Source organism: Romboutsia timonensis (assembly GCF_900106845.1).
In the GTDB taxonomy this organism is placed as follows: Bacteria; Bacillota; Clostridia; order Peptostreptococcales; family Peptostreptococcaceae; genus Romboutsia; species Romboutsia timonensis.
The window spans coordinates 356,425-382,615 of record NZ_LT629850.1 but is presented as its reverse complement, the minus strand read 5'-3'; the positions used below and the strand labels follow the sequence as shown (position 1 = coordinate 382,615).

At 27.8% G+C, this 26,191-nt stretch carries 26 protein-coding genes; 2 read left to right on the top strand and 24 right to left on the bottom strand.

Annotation, left to right across the window (positions count from 1 at the left end; genetic code table 11):
- Nucleotides 1-185 precede the first annotated feature (185 nt).
- The 14 genes from pknB to dapF form a co-directional block, all read right to left on the bottom strand.
- On the bottom strand, nucleotides 186-1,982 hold the full coding sequence (pknB, locus tag BN7997_RS04415) for a Stk1 family PASTA domain-containing Ser/Thr kinase (RefSeq protein WP_071119654.1): 1,797 nt from the start codon (nucleotides 1,980-1,982) through the stop codon (nucleotides 186-188).
- Between the two features lie 12 nt (nucleotides 1,983-1,994).
- Nucleotides 1,995-2,744 (bottom strand): Stp1/IreP family PP2C-type Ser/Thr phosphatase, encoded by a 750-nt coding sequence (locus tag BN7997_RS04410; protein ID WP_071119653.1) that lies wholly within the window; start codon nucleotides 2,742-2,744, stop codon nucleotides 1,995-1,997.
- 18 nt (nucleotides 2,745-2,762) lie between these two features.
- Nucleotides 2,763-3,794, bottom strand: a complete 1,032-nt coding sequence (gene rlmN, locus BN7997_RS04405) for a dual-specificity RNA methyltransferase RlmN (protein ID WP_071119652.1) — start codon at nucleotides 3,792-3,794, stop codon at nucleotides 2,763-2,765.
- A gap of 7 nt (nucleotides 3,795-3,801) precedes the next feature.
- Nucleotides 3,802-5,130: a 16S rRNA (cytosine(967)-C(5))-methyltransferase RsmB gene (gene rsmB, locus BN7997_RS04400; protein ID WP_071119651.1), complete on the bottom strand. Its 1,329-nt coding sequence runs from the start codon at nucleotides 5,128-5,130 to the stop codon at nucleotides 3,802-3,804.
- A 59-nt stretch (nucleotides 5,131-5,189) separates the two neighbouring features.
- Nucleotides 5,190-5,900, bottom strand: coding sequence for a zinc metallopeptidase (locus BN7997_RS04395; protein WP_071119650.1), 711 nt, complete (start codon nucleotides 5,898-5,900; stop codon nucleotides 5,190-5,192).
- 22 nt (nucleotides 5,901-5,922) lie between these two features.
- Entirely contained in the window at nucleotides 5,923-6,660 is a 738-nt protein-coding gene (locus tag BN7997_RS04390; RefSeq protein ID WP_071121355.1) for a DUF116 domain-containing protein, read from the bottom strand.
- 8 nt (nucleotides 6,661-6,668) lie between these two features.
- Complete coding sequence (fmt, locus tag BN7997_RS04385) at nucleotides 6,669-7,598, bottom strand: methionyl-tRNA formyltransferase (RefSeq protein ID WP_071119649.1); 930 nt, start codon at nucleotides 7,596-7,598, stop codon at nucleotides 6,669-6,671.
- Nucleotides 7,599-7,612: 14 nt separating this feature from the next.
- Nucleotides 7,613-8,053, bottom strand: a complete 441-nt coding sequence (def, locus tag BN7997_RS04380) for a peptide deformylase (protein ID WP_071119648.1) — start codon at nucleotides 8,051-8,053, stop codon at nucleotides 7,613-7,615.
- Nucleotides 8,054-8,065: 12 nt separating this feature from the next.
- Nucleotides 8,066-10,555, bottom strand: coding sequence for a primosomal protein N' (priA, locus tag BN7997_RS04375; protein ID WP_071119647.1), 2,490 nt, complete (start codon nucleotides 10,553-10,555; stop codon nucleotides 8,066-8,068).
- An 85-nt stretch (nucleotides 10,556-10,640) separates the two neighbouring features.
- Complete coding sequence (gene coaBC, locus BN7997_RS04370; RefSeq protein WP_071119646.1) at nucleotides 10,641-11,840, bottom strand: bifunctional phosphopantothenoylcysteine decarboxylase/phosphopantothenate--cysteine ligase CoaBC; 1,200 nt, start codon at nucleotides 11,838-11,840, stop codon at nucleotides 10,641-10,643.
- A 5-nt stretch (nucleotides 11,841-11,845) separates the two neighbouring features.
- Nucleotides 11,846-12,109, bottom strand: a complete 264-nt coding sequence (gene rpoZ, locus BN7997_RS04365) for a DNA-directed RNA polymerase subunit omega (RefSeq protein WP_071119645.1) — start codon at nucleotides 12,107-12,109, stop codon at nucleotides 11,846-11,848.
- Between the two features lies 1 nt (nucleotide 12,110).
- Complete coding sequence (gene gmk, locus BN7997_RS04360; protein WP_071119644.1) at nucleotides 12,111-12,728, bottom strand: guanylate kinase; 618 nt, start codon at nucleotides 12,726-12,728, stop codon at nucleotides 12,111-12,113.
- 62 nt (nucleotides 12,729-12,790) lie between these two features.
- A complete protein-coding gene (locus BN7997_RS04355; protein ID WP_071119643.1) occupies nucleotides 12,791-13,672 on the bottom strand; it encodes a YicC/YloC family endoribonuclease in 882 nt (293 codons plus the stop codon).
- A gap of 3 nt (nucleotides 13,673-13,675) precedes the next feature.
- A complete protein-coding gene (gene dapF / locus BN7997_RS04350; protein WP_071119642.1) occupies nucleotides 13,676-14,506 on the bottom strand; it encodes a diaminopimelate epimerase in 831 nt (276 codons plus the stop codon).
- Between the two features lie 161 nt (nucleotides 14,507-14,667).
- Here dapF and BN7997_RS04345 point away from each other — a divergent pair, with 161 nt between their 5' ends.
- Entirely contained in the window at nucleotides 14,668-16,443 is a 1,776-nt protein-coding gene (locus BN7997_RS04345) for an Rqc2 family fibronectin-binding protein (protein ID WP_071119641.1), read from the top strand.
- Nucleotides 16,444-16,544: 101 nt separating this feature from the next.
- Here BN7997_RS04345 and BN7997_RS04340 read toward each other — a convergent pair whose 3' ends face one another.
- Together BN7997_RS04340 and BN7997_RS04335 are read right to left on the bottom strand one after the other, a co-directional pair.
- Nucleotides 16,545-17,564: a BMP family lipoprotein gene (locus BN7997_RS04340; protein ID WP_071119640.1), complete on the bottom strand. Its 1,020-nt coding sequence runs from the start codon at nucleotides 17,562-17,564 to the stop codon at nucleotides 16,545-16,547.
- 420 nt (nucleotides 17,565-17,984) lie between these two features.
- Nucleotides 17,985-19,229, bottom strand: coding sequence for a uracil-xanthine permease family protein (locus BN7997_RS04335; RefSeq protein ID WP_071121354.1), 1,245 nt, complete (start codon nucleotides 19,227-19,229; stop codon nucleotides 17,985-17,987).
- A gap of 99 nt (nucleotides 19,230-19,328) precedes the next feature.
- Here BN7997_RS04335 and BN7997_RS04330 point away from each other — a divergent pair, with 99 nt between their 5' ends.
- Nucleotides 19,329-20,303, top strand: coding sequence for an IS30 family transposase (locus BN7997_RS04330; protein WP_071119190.1), 975 nt, complete (start codon nucleotides 19,329-19,331; stop codon nucleotides 20,301-20,303).
- Between the two features lie 143 nt (nucleotides 20,304-20,446).
- On the opposite strand, the gene pyrR is transcribed toward BN7997_RS04330, so the two are convergent.
- The 8 genes from pyrR to BN7997_RS04290 all read right to left on the bottom strand — a co-directional run bounded on the left by pyrR (nucleotide 20,447) and on the right by BN7997_RS04290 (nucleotide 26,178).
- Entirely contained in the window at nucleotides 20,447-20,980 is a 534-nt protein-coding gene (gene pyrR / locus BN7997_RS04325; protein WP_071119639.1) for a bifunctional pyr operon transcriptional regulator/uracil phosphoribosyltransferase PyrR, read from the bottom strand.
- A 186-nt stretch (nucleotides 20,981-21,166) separates the two neighbouring features.
- Entirely contained in the window at nucleotides 21,167-22,078 is a 912-nt protein-coding gene (locus BN7997_RS04320) for an RluA family pseudouridine synthase (protein ID WP_071119638.1), read from the bottom strand.
- An 8-nt stretch (nucleotides 22,079-22,086) separates the two neighbouring features.
- Nucleotides 22,087-22,542: a signal peptidase II gene (lspA, locus tag BN7997_RS04315; RefSeq protein WP_143023164.1), complete on the bottom strand. Its 456-nt coding sequence runs from the start codon at nucleotides 22,540-22,542 to the stop codon at nucleotides 22,087-22,089.
- A gap of 69 nt (nucleotides 22,543-22,611) precedes the next feature.
- Nucleotides 22,612-23,385 carry a polysaccharide deacetylase family protein gene (locus BN7997_RS04310; RefSeq protein ID WP_071119637.1) on the bottom strand — a complete coding sequence of 258 codons (774 nt, stop codon included), beginning with the start codon at nucleotides 23,383-23,385 and terminating at the stop codon, nucleotides 22,612-22,614.
- Nucleotides 23,386-23,408: 23 nt separating this feature from the next.
- Complete coding sequence (locus tag BN7997_RS04305; protein WP_071119636.1) at nucleotides 23,409-23,909, bottom strand: TraR/DksA C4-type zinc finger protein; 501 nt, start codon at nucleotides 23,907-23,909, stop codon at nucleotides 23,409-23,411.
- 2 nt (nucleotides 23,910-23,911) lie between these two features.
- Entirely contained in the window at nucleotides 23,912-24,301 is a 390-nt protein-coding gene (locus tag BN7997_RS04300) for a DUF5665 domain-containing protein (RefSeq protein WP_083335009.1), read from the bottom strand.
- Nucleotides 24,302-24,463: 162 nt separating this feature from the next.
- A complete protein-coding gene (gene trpS / locus BN7997_RS04295; RefSeq protein ID WP_071119635.1) occupies nucleotides 24,464-25,468 on the bottom strand; it encodes a tryptophan--tRNA ligase in 1,005 nt (334 codons plus the stop codon).
- 11 nt (nucleotides 25,469-25,479) lie between these two features.
- Nucleotides 25,480-26,178 (bottom strand): 5'-methylthioadenosine/adenosylhomocysteine nucleosidase, encoded by a 699-nt coding sequence (locus BN7997_RS04290; RefSeq protein ID WP_071119634.1) that lies wholly within the window; start codon nucleotides 26,176-26,178, stop codon nucleotides 25,480-25,482.
- Nucleotides 26,179-26,191 lie beyond the last annotated feature (13 nt).

The window sequence follows — 26,191 nt, the reverse complement described above, 5'->3', positions numbered from 1 at the left end:
ATTTTAACTAATATAACTATTTTATCCTATTTTTAAACAATATCCTAATAACTTTTTAAAATTTATATAAAATTTAATTAATAATTCATATTACTAATAGTATATTATCCTTAAATATAACTTTTAGTTCGGTATTTTAGTAAAAAAATAGTAAAATCTAAATATTTAGATTTTACTATTTTTAATTAATTCTCTTGTGATTGAGGGACTTCGGCTTGTGGAGGTTCTATTGTTCCTCCTGCATCAATTTCTGTGTCTTGTTCACCATTTCCTTGTCCTGGTTGATTATCATTTCCCCCAGTATTTGAATCCTGTGATTGATTATCGTTGCTTCCATTTTGATTTCCACTATTAGGGCTACCTGGATTAATAGGAGCTACATTTGGTGGTTGAACTTCTTCCTCTTCATCATCTTCTTCTGGCGGTTGAACTACTTCTTCTTTCTTACCTTTACTAACAACTACATTTACAGTTCCCCACTCCTGGTTACTTTCACTGCCTGACTTAGGATCTTGAGCTATAACGATTCCATTATTATATGTATCACTATATTCATACTTTATATTACCTAAAGACAGCTTATTTTCTTTTAGAATATTTTCAGCTTCTCCTAAAGTAAGTCCTACTACATTAGGTATATATCCTTTCATAGGACCTTTACTCAATACTAAAGTTACTGTATCACCCTCTTGAAGAGTAGCACCTGACATAGGTTGTTGAGATATTATTTTACCTTTCTCAACTTCATTACTATATTCATCTTCTATATTAACTCTTATATTTAGATTTAGCTTATCAAGACTTCTTTGAGCTTCATCTAATGTTAAATTGTATAAATCTGGTGCACTTATCTGACCTTCTTTATTCCCTGGTCCACCTAAAAAGAATTTAGCAAATATAAATATTTGAGTAACTAAAATTAAAATTAATATAGCTAAAGCTATCTTTAATCTTTTTCTACTCTTGTTAGGCGATTTTTTATTTTTTTGCTTCTTTTTATACTTAGGCTTTTCTTCTTCATAGTAATCATCATCGTCTTCATCATCATAAACGACTTCTTCATCATGTCTATTTTTTTCTATATTTATCTGTTTATTTAAATCTTTAATATCTATATTTTTCGTAACATAGTTATCATACTCTTTTATAAAATCTAAATCTATGTTCTTTTCTATATACTCTATATCTTCTATAACTTCCTCAGCACTTTGATATCTATCAACACTAGATTTTTCAGTTAGTTTCTTGATTATAGTTCTAACACTTTGAGGTATATTTATCTGTTCTTCTGAGGTAAATTCAATTTCATCGTTTATATGTTGTAATGCTATAGATATTGGACTATCTCCTCTAAAAGGAACTTTTCCGATTATCATCTCATATAAAACTATTCCTAACGAATAAAGATCTGCATTATTACTTACAAATTTACCCTTTGCTTGTTCTGGTGAAAAATAATGTACAGAGCCTATTATGCTACCAATATTAGTCATAGTTGAGTTTGAAACAGCTTTTGCTATACCAAAGTCAGCAACCTTAACTACTCTACCTTCATTAGATATAAGTATATTATGAGGCTTTATGTCCCTATGAATTATACCCTTTTTATGAGCTGCACTAAGAGCCATAGCTATTTGCTTTGTTATATCAAGGGCTGTATATTCATCTAATGTTCCTTCATTCTTTATTATTTCCTTTAAATTTTGCCCATCAATGTATTCCATTACTATATAATGAACTTTTCCATCTTCTCCTACATCATATACGTTTACTATATTAGGGTGTGAAAGACTTGCAACTGCCTCTGCTTCCCTTTTAAATTTACCTAAGAATTCATCATCATCTACAAATTCTGGCCTTAATACTTTAACTGCAACTATTCTATTTAATAAAATATCTTTAGCTTTATATACAAAAGCCATACCTCCATCACCAATTTTTTTGATGATTTCATATCTGTTTCCTAAAACAGTCTCTCCCACTTTATCACCATCCTATTTCTCTTCTATCAATATAACTGAAATATTATCCCTTCCAGAAACGTCATTTGCAGCGTTTATCAATTCTTTTGTTAAATCATTTACATCCTCATCTTTTAATAGTGTATCTTTTATAGTATTATCATCTACAAATCCAGTTAATCCATCACTTGTTAATAATATCTTGTTACCTGCATCTATTTGCTTCTTAAATATATCTACTATAACCATTTCATCTGTTCCTATAGCTCTAGTTATATGGTTCCTTCTTGGATGTGTTTTTGCTTCTTCTTCAGTAATAATATTTGCTTTTACAAGTTCTTCAACAACTGAATGATCTATTGTTATTTTATTAAAGCCATTTTCATTAAGTAAATAACATCTACTATCTCCTACGTTAGCAACATATAAATTATTTTTATATATAATTGCTATTACAAGTGTAGTTCCCATACCTTCAAATTCTAAACTGCTCATAGATTTTTCATATATTATATTATTAACATTATGATAAGCTTGCTTAATAATATCATCAATATAATCAATCTTTATATTACTACTTTGTAATAAATTTTCTTTAAGAAACTCAATTATATTTTCTACTGCTAGTTTACTTGCTACTTCACCTTTGTTATGTCCACCCATTCCATCAGCTAATGCGAATATTCCAACAGATCCAAAATCTGTGTCTATTATCTCACCCTTACAGTAGTCTTCGTTATTTTTTCTGACTTTACCTATATGGGATGCACAGTTATAAATCACAAAAATACCCCCTTAAAGCTACTTATGTTTTCTTCTCAATTGTCCACAAGCTCCACCTATATCTGAGCCCATAGATATTCTAACTGTAGCTGGTATATTATTTTTTTCTAGTATATCTCTAAATCTGTATATATGAGATTTATCTGGTCTTTTAAAATCTCTTTCTTCAACATTATTAACAGGAATTAAATTTACATGACACAACATTCCCTTTAATAATCTTATAAGTTCTTGTGCTTCTTTTTCCGAATCATTTACACCTTTTATTAAAGAGTATTCTATAGTGACCCTTCTATTTGTTTTTTTAATATAGTATTTACATGCATCTAATATATCTTTTATTGGATAAGCATTTGCTATAGGCATTATTTCTTTTCTTTTTTCATCATACGGAGAATGAAGAGAAAGTGCTAAGTTAATAGGAATTTCTAAATCAGCTAATTCCCTCATCTTCGGAGCTATTCCACATGTAGATAATGTTATGTGTCTATAGCCTATATTTAAACCATTTTTATCATTAACAATTCTTAAGAACTTCTTAGTATTTTCAAAATTATCTAATGGTTCTCCACTGCCCATTAAAACTAAATTTGAAACTCTCTTTCCTATATCTTCTTGTATCTTAAGTATTTGATCTATAATTTCCCATGGTTCTAGATTCCTTATTAATCCTTCTAATGTAGATGCACAGAATCTACATCCCATTCTACAACCAACTTGATTTGATATACAAACAGTAACTCTATCTTCATAATCCATCATTACAGATTCTATTATATTACCATCATTTAATTCAAATAGATATTTTCTAGTTTTATCTACCTTAGATTTTAAGCTTAATTCTATTTTTAAATTTCCAATAAACGAAACTTCTTCAAGCTTTTCTCTTAAAGACTTTGGTATATTTTTCATATCATCAAAAGTCTTTGCTCCTTTGTATATCCAAGAATATATTTGAGAACCTCTAAATGCTGGCTCCCCTATGGATTTTACAAATTCTTTTAATTCTTCTTCTGTAAAGTTTTTTAATGCTACTTTATTTTGACTCATATTATCACTACCTTACTCTTTTTAATTTTGCTATAAAGAATCCATCCATACCGTGAATATTAGGATATATTTTTAAGTATCCTTTTTCTTGATTATCTAAATCTACATTTACTTCATCGATAGGTACTAATTCAAAGTTGTCATTTTCTTTTAAGAAATTATTTATTACTTCTATATTTTCACTATCTAATATAGTACATGTACTGTATAAAAGACTTCCACCTACCTTAACATACTTAGATGCATTTTCTAAAATCTTTCTTTGTAAAACTGGTAAATCTTTTATTTCTGCCTTTGATTTATATTTTATTTCTGGCTTCCTTCTTATTATACCCAGACCTGAGCAAGGAACATCAGCTAGAACATAATCAAATTTATCTACGCTATTTTCATCTAAAATTGATGCATCAAAGTTTTGAACTTCTACGTTTGTAAGACCTAATCTATTTACCGTATTATTTATAAGTTTTAATTTATGTTCAAATACATCTCTAGAAATAACCTTACCAGTATTGTTCATAAGTGTTGCTATGTGAGTAGTTTTTCCTCCAGGAGCACTACATACATCTAATGCATTTGAATTTTCTTTAGGATTTAATACCTTTGATGCCATCATAGAGCTTATATCTTGTATAGTAAATAATCCTTCTTTAAATAATTCATTATTTTCTATATCTTTAAGATTTTCAACCCTTATAGCTTCATCTATGATAGATACTTTATAAGCTTTTAAACCATTTTCTTTTAATTTTTCTATAAGCTCATCTCTGCTAATCTTTAATGTATTCGTTCTTAAATATATACTAGGCTTTTCATTATTAGCTTCTATTAAGTCTTCTGTAAAATCTTTTCCAAAACTATTAATAAAGTTTTTTATCATCCAAGGACTATATGAATATTTAGTAGATAGATACATTATATCGTCATTTTCTATATCTACATTTAATATCTCATCTTTATTTCTTATAATATTTCTAAGTATGGCATTTACAAATCCACTAGATCTTTTATCATACTTCTTAACTAAGTTAACAGTTTCATTTACAGCTGCGTAATCCGAAATACTATTTAAAAACGCAATCTGATAAATCCCCATTCTTAGTAATATTTTAACACAGATTGATAATTTTTGCGTCTTTATCTTTGAAAGTTTATTTATAACATAGTCTAAATAGTATTTATTTTCAACTACTCCATATACAATTTCTGTAGCTAGTCCTCTATCTTGATTTGATATTTTTAAATTTTTAAAATGTTTATTTATTGCTATATTAGAATAATTGTTATTCTCTTCTATATCGCAAAGAATTTTAAATGCTATCTCTCTTGCCTTCATATGTTGTCTCCTTCTATTTTACACAGAAAAAGTCCTAGAAACTCTAGGACAATCTCCATTTAATCATTATCTCTGTTAGCTATTGCTACTAATCTAAGTAATTGAAGTACTGATGTTAAAGCCGCTGCAACATATGTTAATGCTGCTGCTGTAAGTACTTTTCTACTTTGGTTTAACTCTTTACCTTCTACAATACCTAAATTTCCAAGCTGAACTAATGCTCTACTAGAAGCATTAAACTCAACAGGCAAAGTTATTATTTGGAATAAAACTGATGCTGAAAATAAAAGTATACCTATTTCTAAAAATGGACCTCTCATAATAAATCCTAACGCGATTAAAAGCCATGATATATTTGATGCAAAGTTTACTACCGGAACTAAACTACTTCTTAAATTTAGAGGCACATATCCTTTAGCATGTTGAATCGCATGGCCACATTCATGAGCAGCAACAGCTACTGATGTTACTGATGTTCCATAGTATATATCCTGTGATAGTCTTAATACCTTATTTCTTGGGTCATAATGGTCACTTAAATGACCTCTTACCATTTCAATTCTAACATCATATAATCCATTTGATTCTAATATTCTTCTTGCAACTTGTTCTCCTGTAAATCCTCTTTGAGTATTAACTCTTAAAAATCTACTAGTTGTAGAACTTACTTTAAACTGAGCATAAATAGTAAAAAGTATAGCTGGAACTAAGATTATAAATGTAGGATCCCATCCATAATATCCATAACCTCCGTAACCATAATATGGCATTAAAACCACTCTCCCTTAGTATTTATTTTTTATTAGTTAAGAAATTTATTGCATCTTCAACTTCGTGTATATCTATAAAAGTATCTACACACGGACCATTTGGCCTTTTATTAAATATACCTAACACTGGTATATGCTTCATATCTTGAATACCAGATGTTAAATCTCTTTCACAAGCTACAGCTATAACAGCTTTAGGTTTATTTTCTATAATTACTTTTCTAGCTAATGTTCCACCTGTAGCTATGAATATGTTTATTCCTGTTTTTTCTTTTAGTTTAACTAAATCACTTACATTGCATAACCCACATTTTGCACAATTTTCTATTTTATTAGTTACTTTTAATTTACAACTATTTTTTTGTACACAATGAGGTATAAGTATCATTATATCTTTAGAATTAAAATTATATTTGTTGCTATATATATAGCTATTATTTAACTTTACATATATTTTTCTCATTTCATTTTTAGGTATACCTATAGATGAAGCTATAAAAATAACTGGATTAAATAATAAGTTTGCAATTTTTAAGTTAATTTTCATTAAACTAGAATTAACTTTTTTATCTTTAATTATATTATAAGTAACTATTGTTGAAAAAATTATAATTATTATTATAGTTAATACTAAAATATTAATTAATAATCCAAATATATTAACTAAACTAGATATAAATATATTTATAATAGCAGTACCTAAAATAAGTATTGCTATTAATATCCCTATCGTAGTTATGTATTTTTTGATATCTATCATATTCATACCTAACCTAATATTGTATTAGTGTTTATATTATTTCCTTTTATATATTCAGATACAAGTACTCTTTTCTTTCCTGGCATTTGAATTTCTTTAACTAAAACTACATTATCCTTAGTACTTATTCTTATACCATCTTTATCAACCTTAAGTATTGTTCCTGGCTCTTTATCACTAGTTTCATTTAAAACTTCAGTTTTCCATACCTTCATAGTCGATCCTTCATAAGTTGTATAAGCACTTGGCCATGGATTTACACCTCTTACAAGATTATGTATTTCTCTTGCTGATTTTGACCAGTTTATTTCTCCTAAGGCTTTATTCATCATTGGAGCATATGTAAACTCTTCATGATTTTGAGGTATTCTAGGGGCAGTTCCTTTTTCTATTTGTTTTAATGTCTCTATTAAAACATCCGCTCCTCTATCTTTCATTTTGTCATGAAGTTCACCTGCTGTTATTTCATCATCTAAATCAAATTCTTCTGTTAATATCATATCTCCAGTATCTAGACCTTCATCCATATACATAGTAGTAACTCCAGTCTTTTCTTCTCCATTTATTATTACCCAGTTTATTGGAGCTGCTCCTCTATACTTAGGCAATAATGAAACGTGAACATTTATACATCCAAATTTAGGTATATCTAATATTGACTTTGGAAGTATTTGACCAAATGCAACTACTACTATTATATCTGGATTTAGTTCTTTTAAAGTTGCTACAAATTCTTCATCTCTAGCTTTTATTGGTTGATATACTGGTATATCATATTTTAAAGCTAATTCTTTAACAGGTGGCATACCTAATTTTTTACCTCTATTTTGTGGCTTGTCAGGTTGAGTTACAACACCTATTATGTCATATTTTTCATCTATCAGTTTTTGCAAACACCCTGTAGCTATATCAGGCGTTCCCATAAATAGTACTCTCATTTTATCATCTCCTATTATTTTTCTACTTTATCTACGTATAGTATACCATCTAAATGATCTATCTCGTGGCAGAATGCTCTAGCTAAAAGCTCTTCTCCTTCTATTTCAAATAATTGACCTTTTCTATTATAAGCTCTTACTTTTACAATATTTGGTCTTCTAACTATTCCTGATTCTCCTATAACACTTAAACATCCTTCTTCTCCTATTTGCTCTCCAGATGTTTCTATTATTTCAGGATTTATAAGTTCTAGTAGTCCATCTCCGATATCTATAACTACTATTCTTTTTAATATACCAACTTGAGGTGCAGCAAGTCCTACTCCATCAGCATTATACATTGTATCTGCCATATCATCTAATATTTGTAATATCTTTTCATCGATTACTTCAACTTTTTTTGCTTTCTTTCTTAAAACTGGTTCTCCTATTTGAACTATTTCTCTTAATGCCATTTTTTATTCCTCCTATAATACACTATTTGGGTTAATATCTATTGATATGTTTATTTCTTTGCTAAACACAACATCTCTTTTTGTTATACATATATACTTTATTATACCCTTTAATAAATTAATTTCAATATTATCATCTTTAAATAATATTTGCCATCTATAATTTTGATTTATCTTAGAAATTGAACAAGGATTTGGTCCTAGTATAAATTCAAAATCAGTTATACCTCTTCCTTTTAGTAAATATATAATAGAATCGTACATATTTTGAATATTCTTTTTTACTAAGTTTTCATTTTCTCCACTTACAACTACACTTATCATATTGTTAAATGGAGCATATCCAAATGCTTTCCTTATTTTTATTTCATCTTCATAAAAACCTTCAAAGTCATAATTAATAGCTCGTCTTATTGAGTAGTGATCTGTATCATATGTCTGAAGCACTACTTTTCCTTCTTTATCTGATCTACCAGCACGTCCTGAAACCTGAGTTATTAATTGAAATGTAGTTTCAAAACTTTTAAAATCTGGGAAGTTTAATATCATGTCTGCAGATAAGATACCTACTAAAGTTACATTATCAAAATCTAGACCTTTACTTAACATTTGTGTTCCGATTAATATATCTGCTTCTTTATTTTTAAATTTATTTAATATTTCTTCAAGAGATCCTTTTTTTGAAGTTGTATCCTTATCCATTCTAAGAACCTTAAGTTCTGGAAAAATTACTTTTAATTCTTCTTCTATTTTTTGAGTACCTACTCCAAAAGGCTTAACATATATACTACTACACTCTGGACATTCCTTTGGTATCTCTCTTTCATAACCACAATAATGGCATCTTCCTATATTTTTGCCCTTGTGATATGTAAGAGATATATCACAATTTTCACATTGAAACACATATCCACAACTTCTACATGATACGAAACTCGCATATCCTCTTCTATTTAAAAATAATATTACTTGATTGTTATTTTTAATAGCTTGTTTTATTTCATCTTGTAGCTTGAAACTAAAGATACTTTTATTTCCTTTATTTAACTCTTCTTTCATATCTACAACTTCAATTTTAGGAAGTGGATTTTTATTAGCCCTTTGCTTTATTTCAATAAGGTTATATTCTCCATTTTTTGCTTTATAATATTCATCTATAGATGGAGTTGCAGAACCTAATACTAATGATATATTATTTTTATTAGAAATAAATTTTGCAACTTCTATTGCACTAAATTTAGGATTCTTTTCTGATTTATAAGAAGTTTCATGAAACTCATCAATTATTATTACTCCTAAACTATTAAAAGGCGCAAATAAAGCAGATCTTGCTCCTATTAATATTCTTATATTACCAGCTTTAATAGCTTTATAAACATCATGTTTTTGTCCTTCAGATAATTGACTATGAAAAACACCTACAATGTCTCCAAACCTATTTTTAAACCTAGTTATAGTCTGTGGTGTTAAAGCGATCTCTGGAACTAATACTATGCTATCTAACCCTTGACTCAAAGCATAATCTATTATCTCCATATATACTTCAGTTTTTCCACTACCTGTTACTCCATGTAACATATAAGGTTTTTTATTTTGGTCAAACATTTCCGATATAACTTTGTTACATGCATTTTTTTGTTCTTCATTTAAATATATTTCTTTTTGCTCTAAAGTATAAGCATTTTCTGGATTTCTATAGTAATCTTCTAATTTAATATCTATCAAATTCTTATTTTGAAGTGATAATATACTTTGTTTAGATGCCTTTAATATATCAATCAAATCATTAATTTCTACTCTATCATTATTTTTTAGGAAATTTACTATTTCCTTTTGCTTTGCACCTAAGTTTATTTTATTTTTCTTTAAATAGTCATCAACTTCATCAGCTTCTATTGAAAGTGATATATAACACAAGTTTTTTTCATTCTTATGATTTTTATATTCCCATTTTAAATTAATTATATTTTTTTTACTCATTTTATCTAATATATAATTTATATTAGGTATTTTCTTTAACTTTTCAGTTTTTAATTTTCCCTTTGATATATTTATTTTACTAATAATATCTTTTTGTATATCATCTAATGATGATAATAAATCTGTAAACTCATTTTCATTTAAATTCAATACTTCATCACTTAAACTTACAACTTTATAGTTATTTACTTTATATCCTTTAGGATATATTAAATTTATGCAATCTATATAAGTACAAAGATATCTATTTTTCATCCAGTTTACAAGTTCTAAATCCTCTAATTTAAAAATAGGTTCTTCATCTAATACATCTACTACTTCCTTAAGCTTCATATCTTCTTCTAAAGTATCAGATATTTTAAATACAAAAGCCTCTGTAGGTTTATTTCCTTTTCCAAATGGTACTAAAACCCTATGACCAACATATATCTGATTTTTTAAAAATTCCGGTATTTTATATGTAAATAAGTTGTCAGTGTGGAAAGTATTACTTCTTACTATGACTTTTGCGTATTTTTCCATATTCTAACCTCTATTTTTTATTTATATCTTTTAGTTAAATTATATCCTGTTACGTAAAAATATAAGCATCTATATTAATAGATGCTTATACACTAAGTAGCTCTTTTATCTTATCTAAAATAATATTTGCTACCTCTTCTTTTTTCATTTTAGGATATTCTGTAATATTACCTTCTTTGTCTATGATTTTAACTATATTAGTGTCTACACCAAATCCTGCACCTTCTTTAGTCAAATCATTAGCTACTATGAAGTCTAGATTTTTCTTTTTTATTTTAAGACTTGCATTTTCTATAAGGTCATTTGTCTCAGCTGCAAATCCAACTAAGATTTTATTATTTTTTATTTTTCCTATTTCTTGTGCTATATCTTTATTTCTATCTAATTCTATAACTAAATCATCATCTGATTTTTTTATTTTTTTATTAGAGTAGTTTTTAGGTTTATAATCTGCTACTGCTGCACTTTTTATAACCACATCATTTTCATCCAAGTTTGCTAAAACAGCTTCGTACATATCTTTTGCAGATTCTATTTTTACTAGTTTTTTCAGATTTTGTGGTGGAGTTAAATTTGTTGGACCTGTTATAAGGGTAACATCTGCTCCTCGTTCTATAGCTTCTTTAGCTATAGAGTAACCCATTTTTCCAGTAGATCTATTAGTTATGTATCTCATTGGGTCAATACTCTCAACTGTTGGTCCAGCTGTTACTATTATACTTTTTCCCTTTAAATCTTGCCCTTTTGAAAGCAATTTAACAACTTCATCCACTATAGTTTCTGGAGATGCTAATTTTCCTTTACCTGTATCTCCACAAGCAAGTCTACCACTTTCAGGATCTACAAAATTATATCCTAATTCTTTTAATGTATTTATATTTCTTTGTAATATTGGATTTTCATACATATTAGTATTCATAGCTGGTGCTATTAATACTTTTGCCTTTGTAGCCATAACTGTTGTAGTAAGCATATCATCTGCTATTCCATTTGCAATTTTACCTATAACATTAGCTGTAGCTGGTGCTATTAAGAATACATCAGCTCTTTTAGCTAGAGATATATGTTCTACATCCCAAGTTTTAGGATCTTCAAACATATCACAAACTACATAATTTTGGCTTAATGATTGGAATGATAATGGTGTAACAAATTCCGTTGCAGATTTTGTCATTATTACATTAACATTTACGCCAAGTTTTCTTAATCTACTAACAACATCTAAAGTTTTGTATACAGCTATACCACCACTTACTCCTATTACAACAGTCTTATCCTTTAACATAGAACTTACTCCTCTTCTGTAGCATGTTCTTCTATTATTACTTCTTCTTTTTTATCTATTTCTTCTTGAGTTAATAATCTAAATGTTATTTTTTCATCAGCAACTTCTTGAGTAGCTATAGTTACTGGCTTATTATTATCTCTATTTTTAGCTGAAACATAAACTTCAGCTCCATCTATTATCTCTCTTGCTCTCTTTGCAACAGTTCCTACTAAGTAATATCTGTTGTCTATTTTATCTAATACTTCATTTATTGATGGCTTTAACATTTTATAATTCCTCCTTAAATTTATCTATAATGTTATTTTTATATCTAGTAACTTTGTTTTTCTCAGCACATATTATAGCTTCAACATCACTAACTGATTTTTCTATATCTTCATTAACTATAAAGTAATCATAGTTAACTATTTGATTTATTTCTTCAAAAGCACAGCTAAATCTCTTTTCTATCTCTTCTTGAGTTTCTGTACCTCTTCCAACAATTCTACTTTTTAGTTCTTCTAACGATGGTGGAAGCACAAATATAAATACTCCTTCAGGATAAACTTCTTTTATTTGTCTTGCTCCTTGCATTTCTATTTCTAATATAACATCTTGCCCTTTTTCTAAGCATTCTATTATAGCAGCTTTTGGAGTTCCATAGAAGTTATCATATATTTGAGCATATTCTAAGAATTCACCATTTTCTATCATTTTAGTAAATTCTTCTTTTTCTATGAAGAAATAGTTAACACCATGAACTTCTCCATTTCTTGGTTTTCTAGTTGTAGCTGATACTGATAATTTTATCTGATCATTTTTGTTTAATAACGCTTTACATATCGTACCTTTTCCTGCACCTGATGGACCTGATACAACTAATAATAGACCTTTTCTATTAAGCATCAATCTCTTCCTTTCTATTTGTTCATATAATTATGTCTTAAAATCTATTTAATAATTTATAATTATTCTATATTTTGTATTTGTTCTCTTATTTTCTCTAATTCACTTTTTACTTCCACAACTAAGTTAGTTATATTTAAATCAGAAGATTTAGAGCCTATAGTATTTGTTTCTCTATTCATCTCTTGGATTAAAAAGTCTATTTTTCTACCTATTGATTCATTTTTTACAACAGTATTTTTTAATTGTTCTATATGACTTTTAAACCTTACTATTTCCTCTGTTATGCTGCTTTTATCCGCATATATAGCAACTTCTTGAGCTAATCTACTTTCATCTATTATGCTAGGATCTTCTAACATATCACTTATTCTATTTTTTAATTTTTCTTTATAATCAATAACAACATTATATGAGTATTTTTCAATATCTTCAATATAATTTTTAAGAAGATCACATCTATTTTGTATATCCTCTGCTAACTTTTTACCTTCTTCACTTCTCATTTCTTTTAACTTAAGTAATGCATTTTCTAAAGCTACTTTTAACATTGACCATAACTTATCTTCATCATCTTCTTTTTCCTCAGTTTTTATAACATCAGGAAACTTTGCAATATTCATTACACTTATATCATCAACTAGGTCAAACTTGTCTTTTATTTGTTTTAGTATTGATACATATTGAGTTGCTAGCTCTTTATCAAACTTTAAGTTTACATCTTCACTACCTAATAAGTCAAGCTTTATATATAAATCAACTCTACCTCTTTTTATATAGTCTTTAACTAATATCCTTGCCTTATCCTCTAAAAATGATAATTTTCTCGGAAGACGTATATTTATATCTGCATACTTATGATTTATAGTCTTACATTCAACTAAGAACTGATAATTATCATCCTTATACTCTCCTCTTCCGAATCCTGTCATACTTATTGCCATTTACTATACCTCCAAAGTTCCTTCACATATTTTAACAGCAGGTCCTGTCATATAAACAAAATCATCTATATCTATTTTCACACATCCACCTTCAGATTTTGCATTTACACTTTTATTTACTTTTCCTAAATAATTACATATTATTGCTGATGCTGTCATTCCAGTTCCACATCCTAATGTGTATCCACATCCTCTTTCCCATGTACTAACTATAATGTTATTATTATCTTCTATTTTCACAAAATTTACATTAGTTCCTTTTGGGAAATTTTTATTTTTTTCTAATAAAGGTCCATATTTACATACTTCTTCTATACTTATATCATCAACTAATATAACAACATGTGGTACACCCATAAGCATAGCGTTTACTTCAAAGTTTTTATCTAAGACATCTATATTCTCACCTATAAATACTTTGTTATTAGATATAGCAGGAATATCTTCACATAAAAAACTTCCATTTCCCATATTAACTTTTATAGTATCTATTTCTTCACCTTTAAGATTTATTTTAACTTTTTTTACACCATCTAATGTATTAACACTAAATTCTTCTTTTCTAACTATATTATTATCATAAACGAACTTAACAAAACATCTTAATCCATTTCCACACATAGCTGCTCTGCTTCCATCTGCATTATAATAGACCATTTCTACATCACAGTTATCAGAATTTTTAACAACAAGCAATCCATCTGCTCCTACAGAAAATTTTCTATGACATACTGCTTTAGCATATTCAGAGTAATCTGATGCATCTTTATTGTCAAATCTTCCATCTATAGCTACGAAATCATTTCCTATTCCATGTAATTTCCAAAATTTCATAATTTAGCCCCCTTATAAATTTCAATTCCTAACTTATAATTATACAATATTTTAATAATAAAAGGAAATTATAAATATATAATTAAATCCTCCTATTCACAATATATGTATATTGTGTAATAATTAATTTATTAAAAGTTTATATAGAAGGGAGAAATATTATGGCTTTAGATGGTTTAGTTATACATTCTATAGTAGACGAATTACATAAAAAACTTTTAGGTGGAAAAATTGATAAAGTATATCAACCTGAAAATGATGAAATAGTTTTACATATAAGAAATAATAAAGAAAATTTTAAGCTAGTTTTAAGTTGTAGCGCTTCTAATCCTAGAGTCTACCTAGCTAGTGACTATAAAAAAGAAAATCCTATAAATGCTCCTATGTTTTGTATGTTATTTAGAAAATATATACAAGGAGGAAATATAGTAAATGTTTCTCAAGTTGATTTTGAGAGGATAATAAAAATTAGCGTTGAATCTTTTGATGAGTTAAAAGAAAAAACAACTAAGGATATTATAATAGAAATAATGGGAAGACATAGTAATATAATACTTACTCACTCATCTAATAATAAAATTATAGATTCTGCAAAAAGAATACCTCCAAGTGTAAGTAGAGTTCGTCAAATACTTCCTGGTCAAACTTATGTATTACCACCAAAACAGGATAAATTAAATCCTATTACTGATATAAGTTTAAATTCATTTGTAGATACTTTAAGTTCTTTTGATGGTCCTATTTTTAAAGCTATATATTCTAAGTTTTTAGGAATAAGCCCTGTTATAGCAAAGGAAATATGTTTTAGAGCTAATATAGATGAGAATTTATTGGTAAGTGAAATTTCTTCTGATGATATATCTAAAATTTACAGAGAATTTCATAATTTATTTAAATATATAAAAGACAATGTTTATAACCCTTGTATGGTTATAGATACATCAATAGATAAGGTTTTAGATTTTAGTTGTATAAATTTAAGTTTATTCAGTAATTTATCAATTATAAATGATGATAGTATATCTAAAATATTAGAAAATTACTATGCAACTAAAGATATAAAAGATAGAATTCATCAACGTTCTTCAGACCTTAGAAAAAGTATATCTATAAAACTTGATAGACTTTATAATAAATTAAGTAAACAAGAAAAAGAATTAATAGAATCTGAAAATGCAGACATATATAAAATAAAGGGCGAACTTATTACATCATACATATATATGATTGAAAAAGGTATGGAAAGTGTTGAGGTTGCAAATTTCTATGATCCAGAATATAAAAATATAAAAATATCATTAAATACAAACTTTACACCTTCAGAAAATGCTCAAAAATACTTTAAAAAATATAATAAATTAAAAACTGCAAAAAAAGAAATTACCTCTCAAATGGAAATAACTAAAGAAGAAATAGACTATTTAGAAAATATTATGCTTAGTATAGAAAACTGTGAAAACTTAGCTGAGTTAATGGATATAAGAGAGGAACTAGGTAAAGTTGGATACCTAAGATCTAAAAATAATAGTAAAAAAGAAACTAAATTAACTACTAAACCTCATGAATTTGTTAGTTCTAATGGTTTTAAAATTTTAGTAGGGAAAAATAATAAACAAAATGATCATCTTACTCTAAAAGTAGCTTCTAATGAAGATATCTGGATGCATACTAAAAATATACCTGGTTCACATGTTATCATAAAGACCGAAGGAAAAGAAGTTCCAGATGAAACTATATTTGAAGGTGCAATGCTTGCTGCATTCTTTAGTAAATCAAAGATGTCTTCACAGGTACCAGTCGATTATACTAAGAAAAAAAATGTTAAAAAACCTAATGGAGCAAAACCTGGAATGGTTATTTATGATACTAACAACACTATCTACGTAACTCCTACAGAAGAATTAGTAGTTAAATTAAAATCTAAGTTCGATAATTAATATATAATAAGTAAATAATCAAATTAATTAAGATATATTATTATAAAATCTCATAATATAAAAAGAGTTAATCTCATAATATAGATTAACTCTTTTTACATTTATTTTATAAGTTGATTATATTCTTCTTCAGTTTTAGGTATCTTTATTTCACCATTTTTTATTTTATCAGCTTCTTTATTAACATAATCCATTACATCTTGTGGTATTAAATTTTTAGTATTTTCTACTATTCCAACTCCACCTTCTTTAAGTCCATATACTTTCTCTTCTCCACCTTTGAATGTTCCTTCTACTAAATCCTTAACTAAGTCATAAGATGCAACATTTAGTTTCTTAACAGCTGAAGTTAATACATTCTCTTGTGCTAGATCACTTTGATCTCTATCTACACCTATAGCATATTTATTAGCTTCTTTTGCTGCTTCTATAGCCCCTGTTCCCGAATCACCTGCTGCAGCTAATATTATATCTGCATTTGATGATTGCATTTGTTTAGCTATAGATTTTCCTTTTGCTTGATCTGTAAATGAATTTACATATTGTTCTAATATCTGAGTATCTTTATTTGTGTTTGTAACTCCATATTTATATCCATATTGATATCTAACTACTGATGGTGCTGGTAATCCACCTATAAATCCAACTTTATTAGTTTTGCTCATCTTCGCAGCCATTACACCTACTAAATATGCAGATTCTTCTTCTTTAAATACAACTGGAATGACATTTTCTTGTATTGTATCATATGTTTCATCTAATATTGCAAATTTTTGTTCTGGATAATTCTTAGCTGATTCCTCTATAGAATCTTTTAACTGATATCCAACACCTATTATTAGGTCTGTATCCTCATCCATAAGTGTTTCTATATTTTGTATGTAATCACTTTCTTGTTTTGATTCTAAATATTTTATTTCTATTCCAAAATCATCCTTAGCTTTTTGTAACCCTTCCCAAGTTGATTGGTTAAATGATTGATCATTTATACTCCCAGCACCTAATACTATTCCTACTGAAATATCATTTTTCTCTGTACCTTTATTTGATCCACATCCAGTTAATATAGATGCTGATACTAAAAAGGCTGTTGATAGTGATAATAATTTTTTAAATTTCATAATTGCCCTCCTATAATTTTTGTGAACTTTTTTTATATACTTTTTATTTTTGTTCGCAAATAGATTTCTATTTTATAATTTTTATTTAAATTTGTCTATACTTTTTACTTAATTTTTCTTATTAAATTTTTACTTACTAATATATGTTTATTTAAAAATAATGAATTCCTTTGAATTTTTATACAATATAGTTTTCCTGTAATAAAAAATTCGCTTCGCTCATTTCGCCAACGATATATCCTTGCTTACGCTATGGATACATCCGTTGCTCAAAATATCATTTTTTACTTTTATAAAGTTATTGATATTGCTCATATTCATAGGTCATCCACATTTTTTTCATTATATAATTTCATTATACGTAAAAAATACCTATACATAGATCAATATTTTATTCTATGCATAGGCATCTTAATTTATTTATGCAGTTGTTGTTCTTACTTTAACTGCTTCTTCATCTTCTTTTGAATCTGTATTTGAATTGTTTAATAATACGTTTAATACTATACCTACTATTGCTGCTAAGCTAAGTCCTGTTATTGTTACATCCTGTGTAACTGGTATACCTATAACTATACCTTTATCACTTAAGTAAGTAGTTCCTAAACCTATCACCATTATTGTTGATATTATAATTATATTTTTCTTGTTTTTTATACATCCACTATCTTTTACAGTTTTTACTCCAACTAAAGTTATCATAGAGAATAATAATATACTTATACCACCCATAACAGCGGTTGGTATACTTTGTAAAAATCCTCCAAACTTTCCTATACAAGATAAACATATTGCAAATACTGCTGTACGTCTAAGTAATGATGGATCATAGTTTTTAGTTAGTGCAAGTACCGCTGTATTTTCTCCATAAGTAGTATTTGCTGGACCTCCTAGAAACCCTGCTACTATAGTAGCTAATCCATCTCCAAGTAATGTTTTATTTAAACCTGGATTTTCTAAGAAGTTTTTACCTACTACTGCTCCATTTGTTGTCATATCTCCTATATGTTCCATAAAAACTGCTAATACAACTGGCGCTATTATAACAATTGCTTCTAAACTGAACTTTGGTAACGTAAACTTTGGTATTTCAAATAAACTAGCTTGTGCTATAGTAATTGTATCTACCACTCCTAATACTAAGCTTAATATATATCCTATAATAACTGCGATTAATATCCCTAATTGCTTTATAAATCCTTTACCAAAGTTATTTATAATAAGCGCTATAGCTAATGTTATCATTGCTATCATAATATTATTTGATGCCATATCAAATGCTGTTGGTAATAAATTAAGACCTATAACAGCTATCATTGCTCCTGTAACTTGTGGTGGGAAATATCTTTTTATCTTATCTACTCCAACCATCTTTATTACAAAAGATAATATAACATAAATTAAACCAGCTACCATTATACCACCTTGAGCATAAGCTAAGTCACCATTAAATGCTTCTTTAACTGATAATATCAATGGTATAAATGCAAAACTTGAACCTAAAAATACTGGTACTTTTCCTTCTGTACAGAAATGGAATATTAATGTACCTATACCTGCACAAAAAATTGCAACTGAAGGATTAAATCCTGTTAATATTGGAACTAATACTGTGGCTCCAAACATTGCTAATAAATGTTGTATTGATAATACTGTTTTTTTCATCCTGAATTGTATAATTAAATCAGACAAATATATAAACAAAAAAAGACACTTATGATATACTTAGTTAACCTACTAAAATCAACAAAAGGAGTACCAAAAATGTCTTTTAATCATATTAACATAAATCAGCTAACAAATCTAGAAGCAAATTACTATTTAGGCGTGAAAGCAAGAGCTTGCGCTCAAAGAATGAAAATTGGAAAAGATAAAGTTTACAGATATTACAAGCTATTTATGCAAGGACTTACTGTTCAAGAAATATATAATCAATACCTAATAAATAAATCTAGATGTGGAAGAAAGCCCATTGTATTAAGCAAAGAAAAATTAGATGATATCAATAATAAGCTAGAAAATGATTGGTCTTTAGATGCTATCGCAGGAAGAGATAAAATAGATGGAAAAGATGAAAAAATATCAACAAAAACATTATACAAATTAGCAAAACAAGGTGTAATAGATATAAATAAGTTGAGACGTAAGGGTAAAAATAACCCGAAGGGTCATAACGAAACAAGAGGTAAAATTAATACATGTAAAACAATTCATGAAAGAGATGAAAAGTATCCTAATGCTAAAACTAGTATAGAATATGGCCATTTTGAGGGAGATACTATTGTAGGAAAAGCTAGAAAATCAGCTATAGTTACTTTAGTAGAAAAGTATTCAAAATATATTGTATTACTTAAAGCAAGTAGAAAGAGTGAGGATGTTAAAGAAGCAATTTGCAAATGGCTATCATCTTTACATAAGTCGTGTATATCTACTATTACATTTGATAGAGGTAAAGAGTTTTCAAAATGGTCAGACATAGAAAAAGATAGTTCAGTTAATATTGAAATCTACTTTGGAGACCCTGGATCACCAGGTCAAAGAGGGCTAAATGAGAATTCAAATGGAATAGTTAGAAAAGATTTACCTAAGTCTACAGATTTATCTGCATATTCTCAAGAAGAATTAAATATGATTGCGTATAAATGGAATTCTATACCTAGAAAATCACTAGACTATAAAACACCAAATGAGGTTATAAAAGAAGCAACTGGATTTGAAAGCTTACTTACATTTGCTTAGTGATTCATAAGTAATTTGTCTGATTTAAATTGACAATTCAGGCATAAAAAAACCTCCCGTAAATTTTTTAGGGAGAAATTATTCTCCCTTTTTCAGCATCTCTGTACTGAATTAAAAGGCACTATATTTATAAATTTATGCTCTTATTCATTAATTGTTACTGAATCTTCACCATCAATTTCTGATAGCTTTACTGATATAATTTCACCTTTTGATGTCGGAACATTCTTTCCTACATAATCAGCTCTTATTGGTAACTCTCTATGACCTCTGTCAACTAAAACCGCTAACTGTATAGCCTTAGGTCTACCTATATCTATAATAGCATCTAATGCACTCCTCACTGTTCTTCCTGTATACAGTACATCATCAACTAGTATTACTATTTTATCATCTATACTAAATTGTACATTTGAACCGTTTATAACTGGGTCAACATCTATCTTTTTTAAATCATCTCTATATAGAGTTATATCTACTTCGCCAGTATTTACTGATGCTCCTTCTATTTGTTGTATTTTTTTACCTATTCGATCGGCTATAGGAACACCTCTAGTTTTTATTCCTACTAAAACAACATCTTCTATACCTTTGTTTCTTTCTATTATCTCATGACTGATTCTAGTTATAGCTCTTCCAATTGCTTTTTCATCCATTAATTGGGCCTTTTCTTTCATCTGTGACCTCCTAGTAATTTTTGTAAAATCTAAAAAGCTTCTTATCATAAGACAAGAAGCTATATATACAAATATGCTTAATAAAATACTAATAGTATTTTTTCTTGCCTTATGATATCTCTGTATCATTTAAAGGTATACTTTCATTATAATCATTATATATTCAACATATATATATTTCAAGCATTATTTCAACTTATTTAATATATCTTGAAAATACTTTGGTAGCTCCGAATCAAATTCAACATATTCTTTAGTTGTAGGATGTATAAATCCTAATTTTTTAGCATGTAAAGTTTGTCCTTTTAACTTAAATTTATTATTTTTAGGTCCATATACTTCATCTCCTAATAAAGGATGATTTATTGATAATGCATGAACTCTTATTTGATGAGTTCTTCCTGTTTCAAGCCTTGCCTTCATATGAGTAAAGTTTTCATACCTTTTAATAACTTCAAAATGAGTTATTGCATTTTTACCATCTTTAACAACTGCCATTTTTAATCTATCCTTAGGATTTCTTCCTATAGGTTTATTTACTGTTATTTTATCTTCTTTAACTACACCATGGCATATAAATTGGTATTCTCTTGTAATAGAATGTTCTTTTAGCTGTTCTGCTAAACTATTATGTGCATTATTATTCTTAGCTATCATTAAAAGTCCAGAAGTATCTTTGTCTATTCTATGAACTATTCCAGGTCTTATTACTCCATTTATAGATGATAAATTTTCTTTACAATGATATAATATAGCATTTACTAATGTTCCCTCATAATTTCCTGGAGCAGGATGAACTACCATATCTTGAGGTTTATTTACTATAAGCACATCTTTATCTTCATATACTATGTTTATCGGTATATCTTGAGGTATTACCTCTAAAAGCTTCGGTGCTGGTATTTGTATAACTATTTTGTCATCTTCTTTTACTAAGTACTTTGCTTTTTCTATTTTATCATTAACAGTTACTTTTTTATCTTTTATTAGTTTTTGTATATAACTTCTAGACATATCTCCTAATTGCTCGGAAAGATATACATCTAATCTATCTCCTTCTTCCTCTTCTATTACTATAAACTCTTTTACTTCATCCATTTTTACACCTACTTCTGCTTTTCTTTATTGTCATCATAAAATAATATGTATATACATAAAAGTATTGTACCTAAAACTACAAATATATCTGCTATATTAAATACGTACTCCCATATTATTCTAAAGTCAAAATAATCAACTACAAACCCAAGCCTTACTCTATCTATTAGATTCCCTATAGCACCGGATATTATAAGGAGTATTCCAACTTTTCCAACTGTATCTACTTTTTTTGTATGTAAATAGTATAATCCATATATAGATGCTACAAGCGCTACGATTATAAATATTATTTGGTTATTTTGGAACATTCCAAATGCTGCACCTCTATTTTCTACATATGTAAGATGGAATACATTTTGTATTATAGGTATACTCCTTATATCTTTTAAGTAATTTAGTGCTAATAATTTAGATATTTGATCTATACCTATTAATAAAATTATTATCAATTCATATATCAATATTTTTTCCTCCCTGATAAATATATATTATTATTATACAAAAAAAAGCTTCCTAATTGGAAGCCTCTATTATTGTTTTTGCATTGTTTGCTCTTTCTCTAGGTTTTCTATAAGCTCTGATACTGTAACAAACTTATATCCCATTTCTTTTAACTTTGGTATAACAATCTCTAGTGCTTGTACTGTTTGAGATTTTTTATTTCTTAAGTTATTGTAATCATGTAAAAGTATTATAGTCCCATTTTGAACTTTAGAAGTTATTGTATCTACAATGTAATAAACACCTGGATTTGACCAATCTCTTGGATCTAAATTAGACCATAAAACTATATTCATATCCTTTTCTTTTACTATGTTACACATAGCTTTGCTTATTGCTCTATATGGAGGTCTAAATAGTTTAGGTTCTTCCCCTATAACCTTTTTCACTGCTTGCTGTGTATTATTTATTTCTTTATATATATCGTTATATCCTTTTTTAGAAACATTTATATGTGTAAAGGTATGATTCCCTATTTCATGGCCTTCCTCATGTTGTCTTTTTAAAATTTCAGCATTCCATTCAACATTTTCTCCTACTACAAAAAATGTTGCTTTTACATTATTTTTCTTTAATATATCTAAAACTTGTGGAGTAAAATCTTTATCTGGACCGTCATCAAAAGTTAATGCGATTACTTTTTCATCTTCATTTCCATGTTTTATAATTATATCTTCATAATCATTCATTATATCTTGACTTATATTTGAAACTTCTAAATCTTTCTCATTATTGTATTTATAAACATAAATACCTGTAATTAAAAGTAAGGCTACCGAAAACTGAATAATAATCTTTTTCATGATAGACACCTCTTTTCTTCAGACTAATCCCTATCTGACTCATCTTTAGGCATTTTATTCATTTCATTTAACTTCATAACTGTTTCATCATAAAACATATATCCTTTATTTATTAATCTTTGATTTTCTTCTCTACTTGTTAAATGTAAATCTGGTTGATTTTTTGCACAATTAGAGCATAAGTTAGTTTCAGGGAGTATATCTAATCTATCTTTATCTATTTGCTGATGACAAATATCACATATACCATAAGTTCCATTTTCAATTTTGTATAGTGCGTCTTCAATATTATTTAACTTTCCTTCTTCATGATTAGTTAGACTATTTTGCATATCCTGCATATATACCTCTGTTCCTATATCTGCTGGATGATTATCATAGCTTGATAATTCACCTGAAGTATATCTTTCACTAGTATGATTAGTTATATTCCCAAAAACTGTATTATCCCTCATTTCACTTATTAATCCAGTTAATTTTTCTTTTTCCTTTAAAAGTTTTTCCTTATATTTATTTATATTCATATTTATCTACCCTCTCTATATTGATCTACTATATTTATAAGTTTTGCTATAAATGCACCTATTACAGGCAAATCTACCCATGTACTTAATAAGTAAAGCACTAACGCTGCTAAGACTGTAAAACCTATCGCTTGGCCAAATCCTTTCCCTAATCCTGCTACAAAATTTATTAAAAATAACCTTCTTTTACTATCTGTTAGCATCATATATTCTCTAATTCTACTTCTCTCAATTATTAAAATTAATCTTTCTAAATACCTTCTTATAAGTCCTAAATCTTCTGATGTTATTTCACATAAATTTAATTCATTCATAACTTTATCAAGGTCTTTCATATTTATAGGATTTTGATTTTCTAGGTTATTATCTTCTTTATATTTAATATGCCTCACTTCCTTTTTTGTAAAAAGATAATACGTAAATATTATGTGAAAAAGTTAATCATTGTATGTGCATCTGAGTAAAAAATTCACTTAGCTCATATTTTCAGTAACTTTTTATGTAATAGAAAAAGGAGTTGAAATATTATCATTTCAACTCCCTTTTATCACATCTTATAAAAATTTTCTTTCTATTAATCCAACTTTTTTATAAACTTTTCTTAAAGTTTTTCTAGCTTGTCTTTCAGCTTTTTCCGCACCTATAGCATATACTTTTTCTAAATAATCTTTATTATTTAAAAGATCATTATACTGCTCCCTTATAGGTCTTAAACTTTCAACTATAACTTCGGCTACATCTTCTTTGAATATTCCGTATCCTTTACCTTCATACATAGCCACTAATTCTTCTATAGATTTGTTACCTAATTTAGAATATATTTCTAATAAGTTTTTTATTCCTGGTTGTTCATCATTATAACTTATTACTCCTAATGAATCTGTAACACTTCTTTTTATTTTTCTTCTTATAGTGTCTGCATCATCTGCTAAAAGTATAAATGCATTTTCATTTTCATCAGATTTACTCATTTTCTTTGTAGGTTCTTGTAAGCTCATTACTCTACCTACTTCTTTTGGTATATATGGCTCTGGTATTTTAAATGTAGGTGAGTATCTATTATTAAATCTAGCAGCTAAGTCTCTAGCTAATTCTAAATGTTGCTTTTGATCTTCTCCAACTGGTACTAAGTCTGTTTGATATAATAATATATCTGCTGCCATTAATACTGGATATGTAAATAATCCTGCATTTAAGTTTGCTTCACTTTTTTGTGATTTATCTTTAAACTGAGTCATTCTACTTAACTCACCCATATAAGTCATTGTATTTAATATCCACATAAGTTCTGCATGAGCACTTACATGAGATTGTATAAATATAGTATTTTTTTCTGGATCTAGTCCACAAGCTAAGTATTGAGCTAATAATTGCATTGTATTTGCTCTTAGATTTTTTGATTCTTGTGGTACTGTTATTGCATGTAAATCAACTACGCTGTAAAAACAATCATATTCATCTTGAAGCTTAGTCCAGTTTTGTATAGCTCCTAGATAATTTCCTAAAGTCATTTTTCCAGATGGTTGAGCTCCACTAAATATTATTTTCTTTTCACTCATTTATTTCACCCCTATAATGCTTTTAACATATTTAATACTATATCCTTAGAATTATGAGCTGCAACTTTAACAAACTCATCATAAGTAACATCTGCACTTCCATCAGCCTTATCTGACATAGCTCTTATTATTACAAATGGAACTTTATTTAAAGTACAAACGTGAGCTATTGCTCCACCTTCCATTTCCCCACAATAAGCATTAAAATCATTTACTAATTCTTCTTTTAACTCTTTAGAGCTTATAAATATATCTCCTGTAGCCACTCTTCCTTTTAATACTTTATTCGATTTCATTTCTTTTATAGAAGATTCATACGCTGCATTTATAAGTTTTTCATCTGCCACAAATACAGAACTTTCCATTCTTGGTATTGTTCCTTTTGGGTCTCCAAATGCAGTTGTATCTACATCATATTGTATAGCATCAGTTGAAATTACCATATCTAAAACATCTAATTCTGAATGTAGGGCACCTGCAACACCAGTGTTAACAACTGCATCTACATCAAATTCACTTATTAATATTTGTGCGCAAAGTGCAGAGTTAACTTTACCTATACCACATCTTACTAATACTATATCTTTTCCTTCTAATGTTCCTTTGTAGAATTTTAAGCTAGCTTTTTCTATAGTTTCTTTAATATCCATAAGCTCAACTAATATATCTACTTCTTCGTCCATTGCTCCTATTATTCCTATTCTATTCATAACGTCCTCCTAC